The sequence below is a fragment of the Paraflavitalea sp. CAU 1676 genome (genome assembly GCF_029223285.1).
Classification (GTDB): domain Bacteria; phylum Bacteroidota; class Bacteroidia; order Chitinophagales; family Chitinophagaceae; genus Paraflavitalea.
Genome location: NZ_JARHUJ010000002.1, coordinates 959,112 through 984,122, shown reverse-complemented (window position 1 = coordinate 984,122; position 25,011 = coordinate 959,112). Strand labels below are relative to the sequence as shown.

Annotated in this window: 16 protein-coding genes; 2 read left to right on the top strand and 14 right to left on the bottom strand. The window is 52.1% G+C overall.

The genetic code is table 11. The features are described from left to right. The first annotated feature begins 266 nt into the window (after positions 1–266). Positions 267–7,427 (top strand): malectin domain-containing carbohydrate-binding protein, encoded by a 7,161-nt coding sequence (locus P2H89_RS08550; protein WP_275826227.1) that lies wholly within the window; start codon positions 267–269, stop codon positions 7,425–7,427. A 1-nt stretch (position 7,428) separates the two neighbouring features. After that, positions 7,429–8,268, top strand: a complete 840-nt coding sequence (locus P2H89_RS08545) for a polysaccharide lyase (RefSeq protein WP_275826226.1) — start codon at positions 7,429–7,431, stop codon at positions 8,266–8,268. 124 nt (positions 8,269–8,392) lie between these two features. Here P2H89_RS08545 and P2H89_RS08540 read toward each other — a convergent pair whose 3' ends face one another. Genes P2H89_RS08540 through P2H89_RS08475 form a run of 14 tightly spaced genes read right to left on the bottom strand, consistent with a single transcriptional unit; the run spans position 8,393 to position 24,992 of the window. Beyond that, the gene (locus tag P2H89_RS08540) at positions 8,393–8,989 is read right to left on the bottom strand and encodes a class I SAM-dependent methyltransferase (protein ID WP_275826225.1); all 597 of its coding nucleotides are present in this window, start codon (positions 8,987–8,989) and stop codon (positions 8,393–8,395) included. A 25-nt stretch (positions 8,990–9,014) separates the two neighbouring features. Further along, entirely contained in the window at positions 9,015–9,971 is a 957-nt protein-coding gene (locus tag P2H89_RS08535; RefSeq protein ID WP_275826224.1) for a beta-1,6-N-acetylglucosaminyltransferase, read from the bottom strand. 3 nt (positions 9,972–9,974) lie between these two features. Then, entirely contained in the window at positions 9,975–10,874 is a 900-nt protein-coding gene (locus P2H89_RS08530) for a glycosyltransferase family A protein (protein ID WP_275826223.1), read from the bottom strand. 10 nt (positions 10,875–10,884) lie between these two features. After that, positions 10,885–11,904 (bottom strand): polysaccharide deacetylase family protein, encoded by a 1,020-nt coding sequence (locus P2H89_RS08525; protein WP_275826221.1) that lies wholly within the window; start codon positions 11,902–11,904, stop codon positions 10,885–10,887. 1 nt (position 11,905) lies between these two features. Further along, a complete protein-coding gene (locus tag P2H89_RS08520; RefSeq protein ID WP_275826220.1) occupies positions 11,906–13,579 on the bottom strand; it encodes a glycosyltransferase in 1,674 nt (557 codons plus the stop codon). A gap of 1 nt (position 13,580) precedes the next feature. Continuing rightward, entirely contained in the window at positions 13,581–14,855 is a 1,275-nt protein-coding gene (locus P2H89_RS08515) for a glycosyltransferase (RefSeq protein ID WP_275826219.1), read from the bottom strand. Then, the gene (locus P2H89_RS08510) at positions 14,852–16,147 is read right to left on the bottom strand and encodes an ABC transporter ATP-binding protein (protein ID WP_275826218.1); all 1,296 of its coding nucleotides are present in this window, start codon (positions 16,145–16,147) and stop codon (positions 14,852–14,854) included. Before P2H89_RS08510 ends, P2H89_RS08515 begins: the two co-directional genes overlap by 4 nt. A gap of 16 nt (positions 16,148–16,163) precedes the next feature. Then, the gene (locus P2H89_RS08505) at positions 16,164–17,012 is read right to left on the bottom strand and encodes an ABC transporter permease (protein WP_275826217.1); all 849 of its coding nucleotides are present in this window, start codon (positions 17,010–17,012) and stop codon (positions 16,164–16,166) included. Beyond that, entirely contained in the window at positions 16,997–18,016 is a 1,020-nt protein-coding gene (locus P2H89_RS08500) for a glycosyltransferase (protein WP_275826216.1), read from the bottom strand. Before P2H89_RS08500 ends, P2H89_RS08505 begins: the two co-directional genes overlap by 16 nt. Positions 18,017–18,046: 30 nt before the next feature. After that, complete coding sequence (locus P2H89_RS08495; protein WP_275826215.1) at positions 18,047–19,432, bottom strand: undecaprenyl-phosphate glucose phosphotransferase; 1,386 nt, start codon at positions 19,430–19,432, stop codon at positions 18,047–18,049. Continuing rightward, positions 19,429–20,652 (bottom strand): glycosyltransferase family 4 protein, encoded by a 1,224-nt coding sequence (locus P2H89_RS08490; protein ID WP_275826214.1) that lies wholly within the window; start codon positions 20,650–20,652, stop codon positions 19,429–19,431. Before P2H89_RS08490 ends, P2H89_RS08495 begins: the two co-directional genes overlap by 4 nt. A gap of 10 nt (positions 20,653–20,662) precedes the next feature. Next, a complete protein-coding gene (locus P2H89_RS08485; protein WP_275826213.1) occupies positions 20,663–21,973 on the bottom strand; it encodes a nucleotide sugar dehydrogenase in 1,311 nt (436 codons plus the stop codon). 17 nt (positions 21,974–21,990) lie between these two features. Beyond that, positions 21,991–23,913 carry an alginate lyase family protein gene (locus tag P2H89_RS08480; RefSeq protein WP_275826212.1) on the bottom strand — a complete coding sequence of 641 codons (1,923 nt, stop codon included), beginning with the start codon at positions 23,911–23,913 and terminating at the stop codon, positions 21,991–21,993. Beyond that, positions 23,910–24,992 (bottom strand): glycosyltransferase family 4 protein, encoded by a 1,083-nt coding sequence (locus P2H89_RS08475; protein ID WP_275826211.1) that lies wholly within the window; start codon positions 24,990–24,992, stop codon positions 23,910–23,912. The genes P2H89_RS08480 and P2H89_RS08475 overlap by 4 nt, the downstream gene beginning before the upstream one ends. Between the last annotated feature and the right edge of the window lie 19 nt (positions 24,993–25,011).

Here is a 25,011-nt window from a genome sequence, read left to right as displayed (position 1 = left end):
TAAAATTGTAAGGTATATCTGGCAAGATCAAAAGGCCGGGACGTTAAGTTCCGGTTTTTTTGTGCCCACTTGTGGGCAAAATTGGGCAATCTGTACACCCTGTATTTTGTATACTTTTATTTGTACGCTTATCGAACTCATCCCATCGATACTTCCCGGCACTAGATCCGATGTCCATCCTCATCTTTCACTATTCCTGTAGGCTGTTAATGACACAAGCTTGTTGTTAACGTTTTTACCTTTTACCTCCACAAAAAAAGGACCTCATGAAACATGTCTACCATTCAGGAATGGGATTGTCGCTCGTATTATCCGTATTACTGGCGATCATTTGTTCTCCGCTGAAAACTACTGCCCAATTCAATTTTTCCCCCAGCGGCCTTGCTGGCGCGGCACTCACCAATCCTACTTCTCTGCAATTTGGGCCCGATGGGCGCCTGTACGTATCCCAGCAAAACGGCATCATCAAGATCTTTACCGTCGTTCGGCAATCAGCCAACCACTATGCCGTTACTGCCACGGAGACGATCACCCACATTAACCAGATACCCAATCACAACGACGATGGAACCCTGGCGCCATCGGTCAATACCCGGCAGGTAACCAGTATCCTCGTAAAAGGTACAGCTGCTCAACCTATTATCTATGTTACCTCCAGCGATAGCCGCATCGGCGGGCCCGAAGGCGACCTTAACCTCGATACCAATTCGGGGATCCTTTCCATGCTCGTATGGAACGGTGCCGCCTGGGTCAAGACCGACCTGGTACGGGGCCTGCCCCGGTCGGAAGAGAACCACTCCACCAACGGTATGCAGATCGATGATGCCACCAATACACTCTACCTGGCGGTAGGTGGTATCACCAATGCCGGCTCGCCTTCCATCAATTTCGCCTATACCAATGAATATGCGCTTTCCGCCGCTATTCTTTCCATAAACCTCAACGCCATCAACGCACTGCCTACACAAGGAAGCGGTAACACTGCTTTTAAATATGACCTGCCTACTGTGGATGACCCCACCCGTACCAACACAGCTGGTAAAGATGTGAATGACCCATTTGGGGGTAATGACGGTTTGAACCAGGCGAAGATCGTAACTGGTGGACCTGTGAAGATCTTCTCACCGGGCTTTCGCAATGCGTATGACCTGGTCATCACCAAAACACCCGGCAAAGCCGGCAGGATCTATACCATCGACAACGGTTCCAACCAGGGCTGGGGCGGTTACCCGGCCAATGAAGGTCCCGCCGGTAATGCTACCAATAACTATGTACCGGGCGAGCCCGGTTCTACCGGCCCCGGCGTCAATGAAGGACAGGTCAACAACCTCGATAACTTACATTATATCGGTAACCTGGCCACCTACACGCCAGGCTCTTATTACGGAGGGCACCCCACCCCTATCCGCGCCAACCCATCCGGTGCGGGGCTCTTTACCCACAATGGCACCACCGGTGTATGGCGCACCAGTACTTCCGGTGGCAATCCCCTGCCAGCCGACTGGCCGCCGGTGCCCGTTGCCAATCCCGTAGAAGGCGATTACTTATCACCGGGCAGCAGCGCTTCCGGTGCTATACTCACCTTTGCCAACTCCACCAATGGCTTGGCAGAATATACCGCCTCCAATTTCAACAATGTGCTCAAGGGAAGTATCCTGGCCTGCGGATATGAAGGAAGTATCTGGAAGATATCCTTCAATACGGCGGGTACGGATGTCACTAATGCTAAATCAGCCAGCAATAAGCTCAACCAGGAAACAGCTTTCGCGTCCGGTTTTGGATCGATTCCCCTCGACATTACAGCGCAGGGCGACAACGATATTTTTCCCGGCACTGTTTGGGCCGCCACTTACGGGTCCAATGCCATCACCATCTTCGAACCGCAGGACATGGTGACCTGCAGCGGCCTGTACAATAACCAGGATGATGATGCCGATGGCTATACCAACGCTGATGAAGTAGACAATGGTACCAGCCCGTGCTCGGCTTCCAGCCGCCCCAACGACAATGACCATGATCTGGTGTCGGACCTCAACGATACTGACGATGACAATGATGGCATCGCCGACAATACCGACTATTTCCCCATCGACGCCAATAATGGATTGTCCACCAACCTGCCGGTCAACTATCCTTTGCTGAACAACAATCCGGGAACAGGATTCTTCGGTCTCGGTTTCACCGGCCTCATGAGCAATAAGCAACCCAACAACAATTACCTCAATACCTTCAATCCCAACAACCTCATCGCAGGAGGCGCTGTAGGCGTACTGTCTGTTGTTTCGGTACCGCCCACCGATGCATTGGGCACCACGAACAACCAGCAATATGCCTTCCAGTTTGGAGTAAAGGTCAATACCAATACCGGTCCCTTTACCGTCAATGCACGGCTCACTGGTCCTTTCTTCAACAACCAAAACCCCGTCAATAAACAATCACAGGGCATCTTTATCGGCACCGGCGATCAAAGCAATTACCTCAAGGTCGTGCTCAATGCCAATGGCAGTTCGCCGGGCATACAAGTGGTGACCGAGAACAGCGATGTGCCGGTAACCAGCCAGTATAGTATCGTTGGCGGTATGACAGGCGTTTCTACCCTCGATCTCTATCTCTCCGTAAATCCGCTCACCGGCACCGTACAGGCTAAATATGCCAAGGACGGCGGCACACCCGTTAACGTGGGCACGCCGGTTACCGTAAGCGGTCAGTTGCTGAGTGTATTGCAGGGCGCTGCTGCATTAGCGGTAGGTATCATCGCTACTTCAACAGACGGCCCGGCCTTCACGGCCAGTTGGGATTTTGTCAACGTAACGGCTGATCCGCCGAGTACCACCTGGATCACGGTAGCCCCTTCCAATACGCCCAAATGGGTTGGGTATAGTATCATGTACAACAATAAAATGTACGTGTTCTCCGGCTTCGATAATCCACAGGTACACACCACTCCTAAAGTAGAAGTATACGATCCGGTTGCCAACAACTGGACTTACCTCGCAGATATGCCATTCCCGGTAACGCACGCAGGTATTACACAGGATGGAGACAAAGTGTATGTATCCGGTGGCTTCCTGGGTGGCCTCGTGGGCGACCCCAACAGTAACCTGCTGCAGATCTACAATATCACCACCAATACCTGGAGTACCGGGCCCAACCTGCCGGCTAAGAGCGGAGGAAATGCACTGGTGCGTGTTGGTAAGAAGCTGCATTCCTTTGGCGGTTTACTCGAAGACCGTCAAACCGGCGCCACTGCCCATTATGTATTGGACCTTAACAATACCGCTGCAGGCTGGATCAACGCGGCAGCGGCCCCCCTCCCCCGTTGTCATTTCGCTTCCGCCTGCGTAGCCGGGAAGATCTATACCTTCGGTGGGCAAACTGGCCACGATGGTCCCTACCAGGATGTTAAGTATGTTCATGTATACGATCCTTCTACCGATACCTGGACCCGGTTGAACGACATGCCATATGTACGTTCACACAGCGAGCCTGCCACCTTCGTGCTGGAAGGCAAAGTGTACCTGATCGGCGGCCGCAGCGGAGCCGATAATAATATCCTCGCCAATGTAACCGTGTACGATCCTGCCACCGATACCTGGACCGAAGATGTACCCCTGCCAACAGGTGTTACCCTCTTCGGACCGGCCGCAGAAGTGATCGGTACCGAGCTGATCGTATCGAACGGTGGTTTGAATGATTGCTGCACTCCGCAAACAACGACCCGTAAGAGAGGCATTACCAGGATACCCAATCTAAAGATCGGGTTCCTGCCCACGTCCCTCAACCTCTCTGTAGCCACTGGCAGCACCACTAATAAAGATGTGCTGCTCTGGACGCTCAGCGGCTCACCCGCCTTTACGATCAACACCAGTGGGTTACCAGCCTGGCTCACCGTAACACCAACTTCCGGCAACATCGATCTGCTGGGTGGTACCGAGATCAGGATCACGGTAAATGCGACCAGCCTGGCCGCCGGCACTTATACGGCAGTTGTAACGGCCACGGCACCCGGTTATCCGAATGCTACGCTGAATATTTCAGTAACCGTAGCGCTCTCCAATCCGAAAGTGCTGTACCTCTATGGTAGTATGCCGCCCGGAGTAGTTGATATGAAACTTACCGACGTTACCAGCACCGGCATGTCGCAGTTCAATACGGCCCTGCAGGAAGTTGGGTTTGTACCGTCTCAGGCGCTGGATGCCAGCGTTACCCTCAATGCTACCCTGCTAAACCAATACAAGGTACTGATACTCGCTTCCAACAACCGTAGGTTCACCGCTGCAGAACAGGCAGCCGTTGCTACCTGGGTCAATGCAGGAGGCGGCCTCGTGGCCTGGTCCGATGGAGACTTTGGCGCGCAGAACGGAGGTTTCAGTAGTACCGCTGGTTTATTGAGCGATAATGACCTTACGCAACAGTTCGGCATGCAGTTCATGCGGGATAACGGAACAGTCACGCTTACCCTTAACCAATGGAATGTGGATCATTATATCAACAAGTTCAATAAGAATGGCGGCGTCACCATCAAAGCTGAAGGGGTAAGTGCCGTTCGCACCAGCCTGCCAGCCACCATCCTGGCCTTCATTCCGTCGTGTTGTGCAGTCCTGAACCCACTCGATGGGGCAATCACGCCGGCCGATGCGGCGATGTCTGTGGCCAAGATCGGGCAGGGACGGGTATTCGGTTACTTCGACCGCAACACATTCTGGAATGGCGGATCAGGCACTAACCTGAGTGAGGTCGAAAATAAAATATTTGCACAACGGATTATACTGTGGGCTTCTGGTGTCAACGATGCATCGCCATCCAATTCGCCGCCGGTCGCCAACGCAGGACCTGACCAAACGATCGTTGCGCCTGCCAACAACGTAACCCTCACCGGTAGTGGCACAGATGCCGATGGTACAGTGGTTAGCTATGCCTGGACTAAACTGTCGGGCAGTGGCTCCATCACCACTCCTTCCAGTGCCACTACCACTATTACCGGGCTGGCGCAGGGTTCCTCCGTATTCCAGCTGGTGGTTACTGACAACCTCGGCGCAACAAGCACAGCCGACCAGGTAACCATTACAGTGAACCCGCCGGGTACCACTACGCCTGTATACCGCATCAATGCCGGCGGTCCGCAGCTTAGTACTACTATTGGCACTTTTGCCGCCGATAACTACTTCTCTCCATCGCCCGGCTATACTTATTCAGTTACCAATGCCATTGGCGGCACCACCAACGATGCGTTGTACCAAACCGAGCGCAGCTCGGCTACCGATAATGGCACCTTCAGTTATGCCTTCCCGGTAAGCAATGGTGCGTACACCGTGGTATTGCATTTTGCCGAGATCTACTGGTCGGCGCCAGGCAACCGCCTGTTCGATGTGAGCATCGAAGGCACCAAGGTGCTGGATAACTATGATATCTTCCAAAAAGCAGGCGCTTTCAATGCCACTACCGAAACGTTTAATTTGAATGTTACCGATGGTACCCTCAATATCCTCTTCAGTGCACTGTTGAGTGATGGTGGAGCCGACCGGCCAAAGATCTCGGCCATCGAGATACTCAGCACCGGATCCGCCAATCAGCCACCGGTCGCCAACGCAGGCGCCGATAAGGTGGTTACCCTGCCCGCCACCAGCACTACCTTAACCGGTAGTGGCACGGATGGGGACGGAACCGTGACTGGTTATACCTGGACGAAGGTATCCGGCAGCGGCAATATCGAGTCACCCACGAGCGCTACTACCAATATCACCGGGCTCACGCAAGGGGTATCGGTATTCCAATTGATCGTTACCGACAACCTGGGCGCCAATAGTGTGGCCGACCAGGTTACGGTTACCGTCAACCCGGCTACCGGCCCTGGTGTTGTGTACCGCATCAATGCGGGTGGCCCGCAGGTTACCAATTCCATTGGCACCTTTGCAGCCGATAATTACTTCGCGCCGTCACCCGGCTTTACTTATTCCGTCACCAATGCCATTGCCGGTACTACCGACGATGCCATCTACCAGACAGAACGGAGCAGCTCCACCGATAACGGTACGTTTAGTTATGCCTTCCCGGTCGCCAACGGCACGTATACGGTCAAGCTGCATTTTGCAGAGCTATACTGGACAGCCGTCGGCAACCGCCTGTTCGATGTAAGCCTGGAAGGAGTCAAGGTGCTCGATAACTATGATATCTTCAAAAAGGTAGGTGCTTTCACCGCTACCACGGAAACCTTCAACGCGATCGTATCGGACGGTACGCTGAACATTCTCTTCAGTGCCCAACTGAGTGATGGCGGTGTAGACAGGCCCAAGATCTCCGCGATCGAGATACTTACTTCCGGCACGGGCAATCAACCGCCGGTAGCCAATGCAGGGGCCGATAAGGAAGTTACTGCGCCAGCTACTACAACTACCCTGATTGGTTCGGGCACCGATGCGGACGGAACCGTGGCTGGCTATGCATGGACCAAGATCTCCGGCAGCGGCACCATCGCGACGCCTTCCAGTGCCACTACCAATATTACAGGTCTCACCCAGGGTGTATCGGTGTTCCAGCTGATCGTTACCGACAACCTGGGGGCAGCCAGTGTGGGCGATCAGGTTACGGTGAACGTGGTGGCTTCTACCAGTCCTGGTTTTGTGTACCGCATCAATTCGGGTGGTCCACAGGTTACTAATGCTATCGGCACTTTTTCAGCCGACAACCTGTTTTCTCCGGTGCCGGGCTTTACAGTCACCAGCACCAACCCCATCGGTGGAACCAGCGCCGATGCCATGTTCCAGGACCAACGCAGTACCACTGCGGTGAATAGTAGTTTCAGCTACGCATTCCCGGTTTCCAGCGGCAGTTATACCGTCAACCTGTATTTCGCCGAGGTCAATTTCAACACGGTTGGCAGCCGGGTATTTGATATATTCATAGAAGGCGTGCTGGTCAAGGACAATTTCGATATTTTCAAAAAGGCCGGCGCCAACAACGCAACCGCAGAGGTCTTCTCGAAGACCATTACGGATGGCACCCTCAATATCACATTCAGTTCACTGCTCAGTGATGGTGGTGTCAACAAACCGACGTTGTCTGCGATCGAAGTGTACCGGAATCCGGCGCTCACCGTAGTACCAGGACTATCAACACCAGGCATCATCAATACGCTGGATAGCGTCGACAACGCGCTCAATCAAGGGTTCCCGCGGGCTTATCCGAACCCCTCTGTGAATGGTATGTTCAATGTAACCCTGCCATCCACCATGAGCGATCAGGTGTCTTATGATCTGCTATCACCATCCGGCGTGTTGTTGAAGAAAGGCATCTTGCCGGCAGCAGGTCGAAGGGGCCGGAGAACCCTGCCGCTGGACTTTTCGCGGGAAGCGATGAAGTCGGGTGTGTATATGTTACAACTCACCAGCAGCGACCGAAAGGCTGCATTAAAACTTATAAGGAGATGACATGATCATTGTCGTATTACGCAGTTTCGTCATGATCGCGATATGGTTGCTTGCATCAATGCCCTCCGGTAAAAAGGAGACAATAGCTGCCGGCGCCGGTCATCGACCGGCGGCCGGTAGTTTATTGCTGGTATCTACTTTCGAAACTACCGCCGACTTCGACAAATGGACCAAAGAGATATGCCGGCCCGATGCCCTTGTCATTTCGCGTGAAGTGGCGCGTAAAGGCAGAGGGTCTGCGCGATTTGAATTTGCTAAAACTGATGTGCTGAATTATGATGGCTATGTGCGGGCAGAGATACACCAGGGCAGTGAAACCGACAACGAGCGCTGGTATGGCTTCAGCAATTACCTGCCGGCCGATTTTGGGCCCGATGAGCTGGCGGAGAATATTGCCCAATGGCATGAAATACCCGATTGGGACCTGGGCGAAAACTGGCGATCCCCGCCCATCGCGATGGGTATTCAAAAGGATCGATATTATGTGAAGGTGTTGTGGGCGGCTGCGCCCGTGAATAGCAATAGCACTAAAGATGGGGAAAAGGTCATCGACCTGGGACCTGTCGATAAACAGCAATGGAACGATTGGGTGTTCCATATCCGCTTCTCCTGGAAGGAGGACGGCATATTGGAGGTTTGGAAAAACAAGGAAAAAGTACTCAGCATGCAGGGACCCAATTCTTTCAACGATAAGTATTATCCCTATTTCAAAATAGGGATCTACAAATGGGGTTGGAAAGGATGGGCTTCTTATTCGCAGGAAGACAAGCGGGTATTATTCTATGATGAAGTGCGAATCGGAAATCAATTTTCCTCGCTGGAGGAAGTATCACCACGATAATGTTTCACCAGGTTAAATAGAAAAAGGCCGGCATCCCTACCGGCCTTTTGGTTACTCATCATCCTTCACGCCGGCATCCAGCCGGTAATTAATCATCCCGTTTAAACTATGAAACACAAGCGAGTTATCGGGCATCACCTCCGGGCGTTGCTTTTTTCAACGCCCATTGGGTATGCCTGTCGAGGTAGAATATTTTCCATTGAAACTGGTCACAGAACTCCCGCACCGCTTTGTATACGCCATGGTGAATATGGGCGGGGTCAGGCTGCCAGTCGTGACCGGTGATCATACCGGTCGGTTTTATTTTTCGGTCAATGACCGATAGTTCTTTACAGGTATGCTCATAGGCGTGGGAAGAATCTACATATACCCAATCGAAGTACTGATCGGGAAAACCCTGTAGAATGTCGAGGTCCTCGCCCACGTGTATCTCGGTCTGCGTTTTGAACCTTGCCGCTGTTTTGCTAGCCTGTTCATAGGCGTCCCGGGTCCGGAGTTTTCCAAAGTCGGTATACGCTCCCCAGTCGGGAAATACATCACCATAAGTATGCCACCACACATCGATCATATGAAATTCCCGGGGCTTTACTTTCTTCAGGATCTGCTCGGAGAACTCTCCTTTGAAAACGCCGAGTTCGGCCCCTACCGAATGCCTGGGAAGTATCTTCAGAAAATCTTCCCGTCGTTGAGTGGGGATCAACAGGTTCATAAGAGTATTCATGGGAGATAGGTTATTTTGAATGTGTTTACAGGCTTTCCCGGTCAATCAGGTCCAGGATCCTGGAATCAAGGTCGATATCGAATTTCCGGGCAAACAGTTTATTGTTGCCGCCCTGACAAATGATCTCTTCAAAATGCTCCTCCTGCAGTAACAAGGGGCCGTTGGTATTTTGCGACCAGTTTACATAAGTGATCTCTTCCCGGATCAGGTCGCTGTTGACCAGCGAATAGATAATACTCTGGAAAAAGATCTCGTCCGGCGCAAAGGTATATTGGTGATAACTGAGGTAGTCAGGATGTTCATGGATAAAATTCTCGATCAGGTAAATGGTCTCCATGGGCAGCGCCCACCATTGACTTCCTGAAAAGGGCTGCAGGTAAGCGGGGAATTTCCTTTTCTGCAGTGTTTTGGGGATCAGTTCCAGGCAGGCTTTGATATCCCTTCTTTTGGCCAGGGTGAGGAATGATTTGAAGGTGAATTTCCGGTAAAACTCCCTGTCATAGATAGACGGAAACACCAGCAGGTCGTTCCGGGATTTTGATAAGTTGACCTTATACCGGTTGATACGCCGGGAACCCAGTTCCGGGCAGCCATCGGGCAGTATCGGATGTCCCTGTACAAAATTGATACCATACTGCGCCGTCAGAAATTCACTGCGGTATTGGGTGCTCCGGATGGGGTAATCCTGTCCGCTGATCAGCACGCAATAGCCGGTGCGCTGGTGCGCTATTACCTGCCGCATGCAATTGATGGTGGCCTGCACCATGCCTATATCGGCCCAGATGGCCGAGACACGCTGCTCCTCCTGCAAAAAATAGACATTGGCATAGTGGTTCAGCTCCTTTTTGAACGGCGCTATGTCTACATCCTTGTCGATATGAATGTAAAAGTTCGAGCAGCCCGTTTCGAGTTTTTCGAACATCCGGGCCATTTGCCGCGGACCTTTGTGGGCCAGGATAAGGTAGTTTATTTCCAATGGCATAAGCTATACTTTCATGATGGTTTGCTGCACCTTCATCAATCCCTTTCGGAAAAAATGAAGTACCGGACGACTGTATTCCTCCCGCGCACGGTTGAAAAGGCGTTGCACATTTTTGTGGGTGATATGATGGCTTAACATATATTGCTGCAACCACTGCAGAAAATATTTTCTCACTACATGGTAGCTTCCTTCTTTACGCACCCATTGAACACAGGAACCGATGCGCTGCCGGTAACGGTTGTTGCACTGAGAAGAAATATAAACCGGCTCGTTGAGGTAGAATTTGATGAGGAATGCCTGGTCTTCATAAAGCTGATATTTACCGGTAAAGCCTGCCTCGAAACCGCCATGTTTTAACAGGGCCTCCCTGCGTACCATGATCGCCGATGGGCAAGGCGCCGCCACGGGAACCAACGGATACAATGTTTCGGCCAGCGCCGGCGCCTGGAATAGCCGGTCCCTGATTTTTCCCACCTGTACTACGATGTCCTGTTTGCCGGTGTTCTGCCAGCTGTTCCAGTATTCCGAGGCCTCCAGCAGCATCGCCGCTCCGGGATGGTCGCGCATGATGTTCACCTGGATCCTTAATTTAGCCGGATTCCACACATCGTCCGCATCGAGAAAAGCCACCAGTTCGCCCCGCGCCTTCGCAATGCCGAGATTACGGCTGGCGGCAGTGGATTTATTGGCATGCCCTTCATGCTCTGTGTAAATGATCTTTCCCGGATAAAGGGCGGCATAACGCCGCGCAATGGCCGTGCTGTTATCCGTAGAGCCGTCATCGATCAGGATCATTTCCCAATTGTCGAACTGCTGGCCGAGCACGCTTTCAATGGCCTCTTCCAGGAATCGCTCTTCATTGAGAAAAGCGGTGATTACGGTTACTACGGGAGTTGCCTCCATGTTTGTAAGTTTAAAAGGATTTAGCCCACTGCGAAAGCCGGGCTTCAAATTCGCGCCTGCCCCAGTTCTTCACCTGAAACCTGCCCAGGCAATAAGGATCCGATCGCCTGGTGACAACCTGTTCTGTGGTGGTGAAGGCCGCAGACAGGTGTTCTTTTTTTACGACGCTGATCGTAGCATCGTTGTAATCTCCATAAGGATACGTAAGCATGTTCAATGGGTGGTGACAGATCTTGTTCAACGAATCGCGGTTGTCCAGTATCTCCCGGCTTTGGGTATCTTCCGGATGAAAGCTCAGCGCCGGGTGGGTGACTGTATGCAGCCCAATGTCGAACAATGGATGTTTCGCTATACCCTGCAACTGGGCACGCGTCATAGGCCAGTTTATTTTTTCAGGCTTCATGTGGTAATGCGCCCAGGTACGGATCATCGCGAGCATGTCCTGCAACTCCGCATCCGGCAAGGGCCTCAGACGCTCCCACAGGTGCAGGTACAATTCACAACGGCGGGTGGGCGGATGCTCCGGCGCCACCCAGGCCTTTTGCTGCATCGACCGTCGCTTGGTCAGCACGGTCTCCGCTTCGAGGTGATAGCTGTAGGTAGTACCATCAATACTGAGCTGGATGTTCTCCGGCAGCTCCGGAGAGTCCAGCAGGATATGCTGCAGCTCATCCCACCAGAACAATTGCTTACGATCTATGTACTGCGAGGCAATAAAGAAGGTGGCCGGACAGGCGTATTTCTCCAGTAAAGGTTTTGCATACACGAAATTGTCGCTGTACCCGTCATCAAAAGTGATGCAGACCGTACTGGACTGCACCGTTCGGCTATTGAGCTGCGTCACCAGCTCCTGCACCGGTATTACCTTGAACTTCTTGTGCAGTACCTTCAGTTGCTGCTCAAAGTGATTGGGCTGCACAGCGAGTTGCCAGGGGTCTGCGGGCAGGTCGGCCACCCGGTGGTACATCAATACGATTGCCTTCGGCTCGAAGAAGCGTTTGATTTGACGTACCCATTTGCTCGGCACCATCTTAAACGGGTTTAGTGGCTGTTGCGGTAATGATCACCTGGTATTGGGGATCGGTATAGGACAGTTGCTCCTTCGTCAGTTCAGGCAACCCCATCGCATACAAAAAGGCCGTAGCGACCAGTACATTACCATGGGTTTGTACCTCGTAGGCTCCTTTTCCGAATACTTCTCCCAGCATCCTGTCGATAGAAGCACTCGTAAAAGACCACATCCAGTACTGGCCCCATTCGCCATGATGAATATGGCTGATGCCCGGTACGGTCAGCAATAAAGTGCCGCCCGGCTTCAGGATACGATAGCAGGTTTCGAGGGCATCCTTTGCGTGATAGATCAGGTGCAGGGTTTGCGTAAGGATGATACAGTCGAAGCTGTTATCGGGCAATTGGGGTGCCTGGCTCAGGTCGCCGACAAACGTTGCCTTGGGATTGGTATCGTCGATATGGAGGATATCGCTCTTCTGTACCCGTTTGCTGCCAAAGCGTAGTGTGTATTCATTGTCGCCGATCTCAAGCACCCTGCCCTTTACTTTATCTGCTTGGTTTTCCAGGAATGTTTCGATGTAATAACGGTCTACCGGCCCCCCACGGTCGTACCCGAAATCGGTACCAAAAGGGGTTGTTCGATTGAAGTCGCCCATCTGTACTTTTCCAGGTGGAGGTGCGTCGCTTTGAGGCACGCCATTCTTATGGAACCACTGCCGCACAAAAGCCGGTGAATTGATTTTCACGATCGACCGGAACCGCTTGCTCGTTTTTTCTAAGCCCATAAAAAGTTTCTGTTTAATGTATTCATAATAGGGTTTTGTCTGGTAGCGGAATGCTATGGAATGCTCTTTGATCATGGTTTTGGTGAGGGGCCAGGTAGGTTTGTGCGGTAGTGTCTTCAGCAACTCCATGCTGTAATAACTTTTCCAGGTATGGATACCCCGGTTCAGGCATTTCTTTTCTTCCGCATTGCGGAGTGCCTGCTTTTGCCGCCGCAATACCAGTAAGGTATACTTCAGCATCTTATACACGTTGCCCGACATGTTCGAGTCGTGAAAACGATACACGGCAATGGTTTGGGGATGATGAATGACCGGGTGTTTGCGGGCCACCTGCAGGTACATGTCGTAATCTTCCGATGCCCGCAGCGAGGTGTCGAAGTGAAACTCATCAAATACCCATCGCTGGTACATCACGGTGGCATGCATGCCGATGTAATTGCGCTGCAGGAACTCCTGGTAATTATTGCCTTCAATGGCTTCATTCCTTTGCTCGCGGTAGCCCTGCAGCTCGTTGAGGATCACGTGCCCGCCGGATACAAATCCTGCCGCGCTGTTTTGCCGGATATAAGAAAGGTTGGTAGATAATGCATGGTCATCGACCAGCCAGTCGTCCGCATCGAGAAACACAAAATAATGGCCGGTGCTGTGGGCAATGCCGGTATTGCGGGCTGCCGATAAGCCCTGGTTGGATTGATAGATGTATTTCACGGCGTCTACATGCCCGTATCGCTCCGCTACCACTGCTTTGGTGCTATCCGTTGAGCCATCATCCACCACAATCACTTCCACCTGCTTGTGCCGTTGCGACAACACACTGTCGATGGCATCTGCCAGGTATTTGCCATGGTTATAACAAGGGATGATAACCGATACGAGGTCTGAATGGGTAGTCGTTGCAGGGGTTTCCATATCAGGTAAGATTTGTTTGCGGTGGTTTGTTCCTGTTTCGCATATAGAAAAGCACGCCGGAGAAGATGCCCCGCACCTGTATCTGCAGCATTTTGTAACGGAAGGGATGGCGGAAGACATTTTTGACCAACAGCGGCAGGTAGCTCTTCGTGAGCTTGTGGTACAGGTAACGGCGATAGCCGGCTTCCTGTATCTGTTGCTGCTGAATGAGGGCCGCAGCGGTATGGCCGCGCATATAACTGAAGAGCTGGCGGAAGAGCGCCGTCAATTCTTTCCGGTGTTCGTGGTATACCACAGCCCGCGGATTGTATCGGATCTCCAGGCCAGCGGCCAGTATCCGGTACCACATTTCCGAATCTTCGCTGCAGCCGGCTGCGCCCGCGCCCAGCCGTTCGTCGAAAAAGCCGGCTGTATCAAATACCCCTCTTCTGAAGGCCATGTTGGCGCCTGCCCCGATCTCCCATACCTTGGGCCCTTTGGCCAGGCTGCCTCTGAAATAGGCGCTGTCATAACTCCGGTCGCAATATCCATTGTTGAAGCTCCACTCCTTTTCAAACAATTGCTGGCTTTCCGTATCGAGAGCGGCCGGCAGCACCAACCCTGTCATGGCATAGACGCCGGGTTTTCTGAACGTTTCCGCTACATGGTATAGCCACAACGGGTGTAAGGATACATCGTCATCGGTGAAGGCTACGAGCTGGCTGGTGGCGATCCGGAGGCCGGCATTGCGGGCAATGCTCAGACCGCCTCTTGGCTCTTTGTAATAGCGGATAGCCGGGTATTGCTCCACCAACAGCCGGGTACTATCGTCCGAAGGTGCATTGTCTACTACAATGATCTCCCGTGGTTGACAGGTTTGTGTGGCCAGCGATTGCAAACAACGTTGCAGGTCATCGGGCCTGTTCCGGGTACAGATAATGACCGACACATCCACCGTGTCTGCCGCAACAGCAGCATAGGCGGCGAGCGTGGTATCCAAAAGCATGGCAAAATCAGTGTATCGTTTTTGAAGAAGCAGAGAGCGATAGTCAGTTGGTGCAAGGCCTGCTGCAGCACAATACCAGCGGAGGGCCGGCTCAATGGCATCGAAGATCTTTTTCTCCAGCACCTGCGCGTCAAACACCTCTTCCTGTTCTATGAAGAATTGTCCCAGGGGCACCTGCCGCCACCAGCAGGAGAAAAAGTAGGCCTGTCCCGGCGCTATGGCAAATGCCTCACCGCCAGGTAATTCTTCCAGTTGAATATGGCCGATGATATAGGGAATTACTTTCTTCATACCACTTTATTGTAAACACCATTCCTGTATTCTTTCAGCGCAAAGGGGAAATGCGGCCGCACAGAGCCTACCCACTTATCGTACCAGTTGATGTTTTCCCGGTAATCTTCCACATCGAAGTGAAGGCATTCCTCGTATTCGAAGATGGCCCTCGACGAATCCTTCAAAAAGAAGAGCGAAAAATAATAGGCCCCATCGTTGAGGAACTTACCGGGAATGATGCATTCGCCTTCAATGATGCCCTTGTCGAAGTCGGCCGAGGCAGAAGGCACATCGAAAATGCATTCGCCGGTTAAAGAAAACAATACGAGGTTGGTAGAGAGATTGATCTGGTCGTTGAAATTCTGAAAACGGAAGCGAACGGTTAATGGCGTGCGGATATCGATGGGTGCCGTGGGGTCGGGCAATTGCGGGATCAGCTCTACCGACAACATCTTGATCCACTCATTACCGGGCGCCTGCTCGTTGGGCTTCCATTCTTCCTTCCACAATTTCTTTTGAAAGGCGCCCAGGTATTTGTTCACCACGGTTTGCGTGTCGCCGCTGCAACCTATCGTTCCTTTTTGCAGCCAGATGGCGCGCGTACAAAGGTTGTTGATGGCCTGCATGTTGTGGCTCACGAAAATGATGGTGCGTCCTTTCTGGCTCGAAACATCTTTCATCTTCCCCATGCATTTCTTTTGAAATTCTGCATCCCCCACCGCCAGTACTTCATCGATGATGAGGATATCGGGATCGAGGTGTGCCGCCACGCCGAAAGCCAGGCGCACATACATACCCGAGGAGTATCGTTTAACCGGTGTGTCCAGGAATTGAGAGATGCCCGAGAACTCAACGATCTCATCGAAGTTTTTCCGGATCTCGGCTTTCTTCATGCCCAGCATCGAACCGCTGATAAAAATATTCTCACGGCCGGTAAGTTCGGAATGGAAGCCGGTGCCGATCTCCAGCAGGCTGCTGATCTTGCCACGGCCCCGCACCCGGCCTTCGGTAGGGCGTGTAATGCGCGATAATACTTTCAGGAGGGTCGATTTGCCGGCGCCGTTCTTGCCCACAATACCGCATACCTCCCCTTCTTTGATCTCGAAACTTATGTTGCGCAAGGCCCACAGGTAATTGCCCTCTGCACTGATATTATCCGCTGATTGACCGGGCTTAAAAAATGGATCATCTTTCTTAATGACCCGGCTTTTCCACCACTGGTGCAGGTCGCGCCGCAGCGAACCAGAGCCGATGGTACCGAGCCGGTATAATTTAGAGATGTTGTCGATTTGGATCATGGTGTCTGACATATAGAAAAGTGTTGGGTTAAACGACGTCGATCAGTTTGTCGCCGATCTTATTGAATAATAAAAGACCGCCTGCCACCAGTATTACCATAAACGACATACTGTACAGCACCTCTCCGGTGGTGAAGAGTCCCTTGCCCAGCACGGCGTACCGGAACAACTCGAACTGGGTGGAAAGCGGGTTGAGGCTCATGATCCATTTTAGTTTTTGCGGAACAATGGACATGGGATAGAAGATGGGGCACACGAACATCAGCAAACGCAGGATGATCTGCAGCAGGCCCAGGAAATCGCGGTACTTGGCCGTGAAGATGGAAAAGATCAGTCCGGCGCCCAGGCCGATGCCGGCCGTAGCGATCACCACCGGAATGGCCAGCAATATGATACTGCCCGGCAACGAAATGTCGCCCGTGAAATAATAATACATCAGCGCGATGAAGAGCAACAACAACTGGATCAGGAACCGCAAACCGCTCAGCATCACTACCGATAACGGAACTATGATGCGGGGGAAATACACCTTGCTGAAGACCTGCGCGTTTTGCGTAAACGTCACCGCCGTGGCTAAGAATATCTCAGAGAACAAATTCCATAAAGTAATGCCTGCCAGGTAATACAATAGTGGAGGCACCCCATCGGTAGATACACCGATGATCTTTGAAAAGATCAGTACGGAGGTCAGTACCGTCAGTATGGGCTGCAACAGCACCCAGAAAGGGCCCAGCAGGGTTTGCTGGTAAGAAGAGAGAAAGTCTTTGCGCACGAGGCGGAACAGCAGGTCCTTGAATTGGTATAATTCGCGCAGGCTGGCACCCAGCCAGGTGGTTCGTTTGTTGATCTCCCATTCCCATTTTATTTCGTCTGCCATAGTGAGTAATTGAAAGTTGATATGAGTTTGCGGCAATGAAGCAGGTATAGTTTCACCACCCAGTAAACAGTTTTGATGTTCTGATTCATCTTCAGTGCTCCGTTGGCCTGCACGAAGGCAGCCTTCGGGTTGTAGTGATAGATGTTGTGCGAGGCCTTGGCATAATGCCGGGAGAAGTTCATCCTGGCCAGTTTCTTCAATACCCTTCTTTTTTCACGGGGCAGGTAGCTTTGTACGATGTCGATCACTTTGGTGATGTCGCGGATATTCTGGCCCGTACTCAGGAAACTGCTGGTGATGCTGGCTGCATGCCCCTGGCCGCCCCTGTACACCGCCAGGCAGGCCGGCGAATAGGCTACTTCGTAATGGGCCGCGATGCGGATCCACATTTCCCAGTCTTCGCCATAATGAACCGCAAAAAAACTTCCCAGCTGTTCATATACTTCCCTTTTTACAACCATCGCTACTGCCTGTACCATTTGCTTTTGGGCAATCTGTGACAGGAAATCTTTAATGATGCCTGGCTGTTCCAGTAGCACGGGTCCGGGAAGTGTCATCGTACCCGCGTGGTCGATATACCGGTACCTGGTGAACCCAGCGCCGATCTGCGGAAACTGGTGAAACATCTTTTCCATTTCCGTGTAAAAACCGTCCAGCACCAGGTCGTCTCCATGTAAAAGATGCACCAGGTAACCTTTCGATCGGTTGAGGCAGGTCTCGAAATTGCGCAGGCTGCCCCGGTTCTTTTCCTGCCTGAAGAATCCGATACGGCCCTTTCCTACTTCCTGCACCAGGGCCTCCACGTCGCCATCGGTGCTACCGTCATCAACCACTTCAATCTGCATTTTCTCCCGTCCCGGATCCTGCCGCAGCACGCTTTCCATGGTTTGGCGCAGGTAAGTGATGCAATTGTAGGCGGGTATCATCACCGACCACAACGGCCTGGACGCGGCAGCCTGCAGGGGCTCGATGACGGGAGGTGATAGTGGAATACGATCGCTCATAAACAGCCGTGCATTTGATAGTTGATAAAATCAGAAAGCATTCTTGTCGCCGGTGAACATATGGAGAACAGTCATGAACATGATCCGCACATCGAGCCACAATCCCCAGTTCTCCATATACCAGATATCATAGTCTACCCGTTCCCGGATCTGTTCCACGGTCCTGATCTCGCCGCGGTAGCCATGTACTTGCGCCCAGCCCGTAATACCGGGTTTCAGGAATTGGCGCACCATGTATTTGTCGATCAGCCTCGAGAAATCATCGGTATGTTTCAGCATATGCGGGCGTGGACCCACCACACTCATATCCCCTTTCAATACATTGATGAATTGAGGAAATTCGTCGAGGTTGTGCCGGCGCATGAACCGGCCAATGCGGGTGAAACGGTTGTCATCGACCGTGGCCGATTTCAGGTGCGCATCTTTGTTTTCCCTCATGCTGCGGAACTTGAGGCAGTTGAAGGATTTTTTGTTCCTGCCGGTACGCGGTTGTTTGAAGAATATGGGCCCGCCCGATTCGAGGCAGATGAGCATGCCCAGCAGGGGCACCATCCAGGAAAGCAAAAAGATGGTAACCAGTAAGCTGATGACAATATCGAAACATCTTTTCCGGAGCCGGTTCCCTTCATCGCTCAGCGGTTCCTGCCGCAACGAAAGCACCGGTATATCCTTGAGGTAATTGATGTGCACGGTACGTTTTACGAAATAGCTCAGGTCGGGAATGATGCGGAAATGGATACAGGCCTGGTCCGCATCCTGCATCAGCCGGTAGATGCCTGCATTGTGTTCGGGGGCAATGGTGGAATAGATCTCCGTAACCTGGTGCTGCCGCGAAGCCACGATTGAATTGCTGACCGAGTCCAGGATCGGATAGTTGGACAGCTCATTTACATTTTCAGCTTCTTCACAAAAACCTACGATCTCGGTATTCATGCCCTCCTCGAGGTAGGAGGCCAGTTTCTTGGCCATGTTGTTGTACCCGATGATCATCACTTTGCGTTCCATAAAAGGATGGTGCTTGAAATAAGACCATAGGATCAGCAGCAGGAAACGGTTCAGCAGCAACAGTACCCCGAAGATGATCAGGGCGCCGGCAATATACAGTCGGGAAAGCTCAAACTGCCGGGCGAAGAACAGGTATACCAGCACCAGCACCAGCCAGTAGAAGTACGCCCGCATCGTGAGCCGCGACAGTGATTCGAAAGAGAAAATATGTTTTTCATGGTATACACTGCATATCCAGGTTACCAGTAGCCAGCTGATGTTCATCCATACCCAGAAATACACGTATGCCGTTGTTGCTGTGGCCGAAATGGTTCTGAACAGCAATTCGCTCAAGACCAGCGATGCGTTCAGCGAAAGCAGGTCCAGGAACACTACGCAGGCCCTGATCAATTTTCTGAAATATGTGTTCATACAGGATTGCTATGTATGCCCCCTTCTTTCAGGAACATCTTTTTGCTGGACAGTATCCGGCCGTAAAAGCTCACCAGTTTACGGCTTTCAAAATCCCAGGATAATTCATGGATCACTTTGTCATAACCAAACGCTCCCCTCCTTGCCCGCTCCTCCGGATGGTCGAGCAGCCAGGTGATCTTATCGGCAAAGTCGCTGGTATCAGTAGCATATAAGGATGCCTCACCGGCCGAGAACCGGCCCTCCTTGAGGTCATATTGTACAATGGGTTTTTGCAGGGCCATATACTCCATGATCTTGTTCATGGTAGACAGGTTGTTCATCTCCGTAGGCCTGTCGGGATTCACGCATACGTCGGCTGTATTGAGAATGTCGACCATGGTGTCGTCGTTTACCCGCCCATAAAAATCAATGAACCCGTCAAGTTGCTGCGCCGTTGACAGTTGTTTGATCTTTTCCAGCTCGGTACCATCGCCGATGATGGCAAACTGGATATCCTGGCGTTGGGCAACGATCTTAGCCACGGAGTCGAGCAGGAGATCCAACCCCTCCTGGGCGCCTATAACGCCGATATATCCTACGAGGAAAGAACGCCCGCGCTTGTATTGAGGATGGCCGGCAGTGAGTTTCAGGCGGTCGAGCCGTGGACCGCTCCTCACGATGGCCACTTTGTGCGCCGGCATTTTTCCGCGGCGGATGGCGATCTCTTTGTACGATTCATTGGTGGCGATGCTGTAATCGGCCGCCGCAAAGGTCCACCGCTCCATCAGCAGCAGTGCCTTGTACAACAAACCCTTCCTTCCGTATTTCGCCATGAAGAGCTCCGGGTTTACATCATGGTGGTCGAAAATATACTTTACGCCCAGCGGTTTAAAGAACAGCGCCACCAGGAAGATCAGGTCGGGCGGGTTACAGCCCTGTATTACGTGAAAACGTTTCTTGAAATAGATCTTCCAGCATAGGAGGAACTCCCAGAACAAGGCCGTAGAATACTCCAGCAGGTAACCCAATGCACCCGAAGCTTCCCAGGGCAGCGGATGCCGGTAGATATCGATGCCGTCGATACATTCGAAGGAACGGGTGTATCCTTTCATCTTGGGGCAGATCACCGACACCCGGGCGCCCTGTTCGGTCAGGGTGCTCGCCTCCTGCCATACCCTTCTGTCGAAAGGAACCGGCAGATTTTCCACTATAATGAGTATATGTTTACCATTGAGCATGTTGGGGGATTTACCAGTTGATGCCTACATAATTCCTTCTGAGCCGGATAGGATCCGGCAACCGGACCATATCGATGATGATGGCCGAGGATTCTGTTTCCAGCAGCACATCCACGTATTCTGCTTCCCGGTTCGAGACGATGATCACATCTACATCATCGATCAGTTCACCGAGCTGGTTCACCATCAGTTTGGATAAATGGGGAATATGGATATCGATGTACTCGCGGTTGGCCCCGTTCAGTTTGGATAGATTCACATTTTTATCGTAGATCTTTACATCGTATCCCTTGCCGATCAGCGCTTCGGCAATGGTAACGGCGGGCGAGCTGCGCAGGTCGTCGGTGCCCGGCTTAAAACTGATACCCAGAAAAGCGATCCGCCGTTTTCCGGTGTTCTGGATCAGCTCGATCGCGCGGGCGATCTGCAGTTCATTCGTTTTGTCGATGCTCTCTATCACGGGCACGCGCACATACAGGTCATGGGCCAGGGTCTGCAGTCCTTTCAGGTCCTTGGGCAGGCAGGAGCCGCCGTAGGCAAACCCGGGTTTCAGGTAACAGCTGGAAATGTTTAGTTCGTGGTCGGTGCAAAAGATCTCCATCACCTTATGCGAATCGATCTTCATGGCGCTGCAGATATTACCCACTTCATTGGCAAAGGCGATCTTAAGTGCGTGGAAAGAGTTGTTCACATATTTCATGATCTCGGCCACCTGGATATCCGTTACGATCACCTCGCCCGGCAACTGACTGTACAAGGACACGATGATATCGGCCGCCTTGCTGTTCGATGCCCCGATGAGGGTAATGGGGGGATGGTAATAGTCATACACGGCCGTTCCCTCGCGCAGGAATTCAGGATTCGATACCACGGCGAAGTCGGTATTGTTCTTTTTGCCGGAGCTGTGTTCGATGATCCTGGCAAACTTTTCCGCAGTGCCCGGCAACACCGTAGAGCGGATGGCGATGACATGGAAGGTCTTTTTCTTTTTGATCACTTTGCCAAAGTGATCGGCTACATCAAAAATGTAAGAAAGGTTCAGGTGTCCGTTCAGCCCGGTGGGCGTGCCAACCGCTACGATCGAAACATCCGTTTTCAGGATGGCCGATGCATAGTCGGTGGTGGCGACGATCTTTTTGCGGGAATGTTCTTCCTGGATGATGATATCGATGTCTTTCTCGATGATCGTGGCCAGACCACTGTTGATCTGTTTCACCTTGATCTCGCTTACATCGACCCCGATCACGTTGTGACCATTTTTAGCCAGGCAGCCTACGCTCACGCAACCTACATAGCCCAATCCGAATACGCTGATGTTCATACAGTATGATTTATGAGTTAGCTGATCAATAATTCTGTTTTCAATACCAGCGATTGGTTCATGTGCAGGGTGCCCATGAACACGGGAGCCGGTGTTTTGCGGTAAAATGATTCCGAATACCATCCCAGGAAGGGGTCGGATTGAGCTTCCACTACGGTCCATTGCAACTGGTCATCGAGTTTCACCACGATGTTCCGGCCGCCGGTTGTCAGCGTAGCCTGGCAACCTTCTATCGAATAGCGGGTGCCGGGATGCAGGTGGAAAGGCATTTCCAGGGTGCCGTTCCTGCCGGTGGTATTGGTGATATGGTCTGTGATGAGGATCCGGTTGGCTGGTTTATCGAATTCCAGCTTGCGGGTATGTAATACATGGGCCTTCTTATACCCGTTGTGGCGGGCCACCACAAAATCGTAGTCGTCAGATAGCTGGTAGTCCTGCACGGTAGTTCGGTAATGGTTGAGCCAGAGCGTGGGGCCAACGAAATGTGCCTGATCCAGGCCATTGATGCAGATCGTGTTGTGGGCCCTGGTGCTTACAAAATAGCGACGCCATTCGGCATTGGTATGGTAGCAATAAGTGCCGGGGTCCACGAACACAGGCTGGCCATCCACGTACAATACGAAGGAGAGCGCATCGGCGTGCCCGTGAGCGGCTATCGACAGGTAGCCCAGAGGCGCTGCATCGAAGTGGCAGTAGATCTCCCGGCCATCCTCGTCCTGTTTTCTGAAGATGAAATGACCTTCCTCCGGGTAGAATTTGCTGCCGCGACGGTTTCCGGCTGGTTCCAGGGCTACCAGCGTATGCACGGCGGCTTCGCCAAAGAGCAGCCGGTTCTTTTGATCCGGTTCCGTAGCGCCTGTGGCCAGCATGGGGTCGGTGAAATAGATGGCGCCCGATTCGAGCAGAGATTGGAAGTTGTTATCGTGCAGTGCCGTATTGAGGGCAAACACACGTCCGTCGTCTTCATCGCCGTATTTGGGAAATTGCCCGTTGATGGTGAGCAGCTCCCGGATATAATGCAGGATATTGCTGAAGGTGTTCTTGTATTGGGCAGAGAAAGGTTTTAAGATGCGGTCACCCACCACCATCGATAACAACAGGAAGTCGGTGATGAACTGGATGTATTCTGCCGCTTCTTCTTTATTGACGCCATTGGCCGAATGCTGGCGCTGTATCTCCTGCTCGAGTCCCAGCCGGGCCTGCAAATGCCACGCTTCGCTGCTGCCGGGAAAATACCACTTGGCCGAAGCAATGAACAGGCCTGCATATTCTGCAATAAGGTGATTGTTGGCCGATGAATGCAGGGAGGGGTGACTATGAGAAAATTTACAATGCTGGTAGATGGACGGTATCCAGATGTCCTGCACAAATTCGTGCACGAAAGGTTCTCTTTCCTGTAAGGCCTCCAGTTGCAGTATCTCCCAGGTAAGGAACCAGTTGATGAGGCGGATATTGACCTCGATATTGCTGTACCAGTTGATGCCGGTGAGGTACGGGTTCTGGACTGTCCAGCTGCTGATCAGGCGCATGATCACCGTGATGTACTGAACATCGCCGGTTTGCCGGTATTGCAACGCCAGGCGCGGCAAAAACAGCATGCGGTTCATTTCCCATACATGTTTGGCGCTGCCATGCTCATCGGTCCTGATGTTGATCTCTTTGGCATACAGGGACGGGAATGTTTTCTTCGTGAGCACATCATACGACCAGTTATCGATCGCGGCAGGGTCGATGGGAACGCCCAGCACATCGAAAGCAGGATCGATAACAGGACGGTACCGCAAAGAGGGCAGTATACTCGGGATGCTGATACAGGTTAATGCCGGATGCCGGGTACCCATTTCCTTTTTGAGCGATTGGGACTGTACCCACTGTTCTGCCCTGTACACCAGCTCGCGCCAGTTCATGGACCGTAGCCTTTGTAAATACCAGGTGTTCATAATAAAGTGGTGTATATAGCTGCCAGTTGAGGCATGATCTTTTCAGGGCCATAATTTTTAGCCATACCGGCCGAGCAGGCGCCGTGTCGGCCAATGGTCGACCGATCATTTACATAGCACATCAGCGCTTCCAGCAAGGCCGGATGATCGCCGGGCGTGATGAGATAACCGTTGATGTCCTGCTGCACCAGTTCGGGAATGCCCCCTACCCGCGTGGCGATCACCGGTTTTGCATAGCTCATGGCTTCCAGGATAGCCATGGGGATGCCTTCATAATAAGACGGCAATACAAACACGTCGGCAGTTTCCAGCAATTGATGTTTCCGCGCGCCCGTTACCCAGCCTGCATATTCTGCAAGCCCTTCCAGGTGGTAGGTTGCGATGATCTCCTGCAGCCGGGCTACCTGGCCATTACCGCCCACAAACAATTTCACCTTTCCTGCCAGGAGGGTTTTGTTTTCCGCGAGCACAGTGAGCAGGTCGAAGATCCCTTTATGTTTGTCTATCAACCCCAGGTAAAGAAGGTTTACCCGGTCTTTCTTATCGATGGTTACGCCGGTTGGATAGTTGGCAAAGAAGCTTACCATATTATTGATCTTATACACGGATCGCAGCTGGAAAACCCTTTCGCAATAATCCTTCAATGAATCCGAAACTGTAATGGTGGCGTCGTTCAGGCGGAGAAAATATCGAATGAGCTTTTTGCCCAGCGGCCGGCTGCCATCATAAAACCGCTCCAGGTTGCCGGTGTGGATATGGTTGATGGTCTTTTTGCGGAAGATGAATTTGGCCAGGCAGGCCACCAGCAGTTTCCGGTACAGGCTGCCCCCTTTCGAAGAATGGATGTGTACAATACGGATATCGCGGTTCATGGTTAGTTGAATGCTGATCCTGATAAACTGACGGATGAAATACAGCGATTTGCTCAAGTTGTTTTTGTACGGTTTGAAGCTGGGAATGAAATTGAACACTTCATACTGATCCTTGTGGTTACCGATCACGGCCCCTATCCCACCCCGGTGGTCTTTATGATCGGGTCCTATCAGCAATACGTGTTTGGCTACGGAACGGGGTATCATGGTGAAGGGGTTTACTCAG

Excerpts from the sequence above, each read along its gene's own strand:
- P2H89_RS08550 (WP_275826227.1), top strand. The coding sequence starts at position 267 with ATGAAACATGTCTACCATTCAGGAATGGGATTGTCGCTCGTATTATCC.
- P2H89_RS08545 (WP_275826226.1), top strand. The coding sequence starts at position 7,429 with ATGATCATTGTCGTATTACGCAGTTTCGTCATGATCGCGATATGGTTG.
- P2H89_RS08540 (WP_275826225.1), bottom strand. The coding sequence starts at position 8,989 with ATGAATACTCTTATGAACCTGTTGATCCCCACTCAACGACGGGAAGAT.
- P2H89_RS08535 (WP_275826224.1), bottom strand. The coding sequence starts at position 9,971 with ATGCCATTGGAAATAAACTACCTTATCCTGGCCCACAAAGGTCCGCGG.
- P2H89_RS08530 (WP_275826223.1), bottom strand. The coding sequence starts at position 10,874 with ATGGAGGCAACTCCCGTAGTAACCGTAATCACCGCTTTTCTCAATGAA.
- P2H89_RS08525 (WP_275826221.1), bottom strand. The coding sequence starts at position 11,904 with ATGGTGCCGAGCAAATGGGTACGTCAAATCAAACGCTTCTTCGAGCCG.
- P2H89_RS08520 (WP_275826220.1), bottom strand. The coding sequence starts at position 13,579 with ATGGAAACCCCTGCAACGACTACCCATTCAGACCTCGTATCGGTTATC.
- P2H89_RS08515 (WP_275826219.1), bottom strand. The coding sequence starts at position 14,855 with ATGAAGAAAGTAATTCCCTATATCATCGGCCATATTCAACTGGAAGAA.
- P2H89_RS08510 (WP_275826218.1), bottom strand. The coding sequence starts at position 16,147 with ATGTCAGACACCATGATCCAAATCGACAACATCTCTAAATTATACCGG.
- P2H89_RS08505 (WP_275826217.1), bottom strand. The coding sequence starts at position 17,012 with ATGGCAGACGAAATAAAATGGGAATGGGAGATCAACAAACGAACCACC.
- P2H89_RS08500 (WP_275826216.1), bottom strand. The coding sequence starts at position 18,016 with ATGAGCGATCGTATTCCACTATCACCTCCCGTCATCGAGCCCCTGCAG.
- P2H89_RS08495 (WP_275826215.1), bottom strand. The coding sequence starts at position 19,432 with ATGAACACATATTTCAGAAAATTGATCAGGGCCTGCGTAGTGTTCCTG.
- P2H89_RS08490 (WP_275826214.1), bottom strand. The coding sequence starts at position 20,652 with ATGCTCAATGGTAAACATATACTCATTATAGTGGAAAATCTGCCGGTT.
- P2H89_RS08485 (WP_275826213.1), bottom strand. The coding sequence starts at position 21,973 with ATGAACATCAGCGTATTCGGATTGGGCTATGTAGGTTGCGTGAGCGTA.
- P2H89_RS08480 (WP_275826212.1), bottom strand. The coding sequence starts at position 23,913 with ATGAACACCTGGTATTTACAAAGGCTACGGTCCATGAACTGGCGCGAG.
- P2H89_RS08475 (WP_275826211.1), bottom strand. The coding sequence starts at position 24,992 with ATGATACCCCGTTCCGTAGCCAAACACGTATTGCTGATAGGACCCGAT.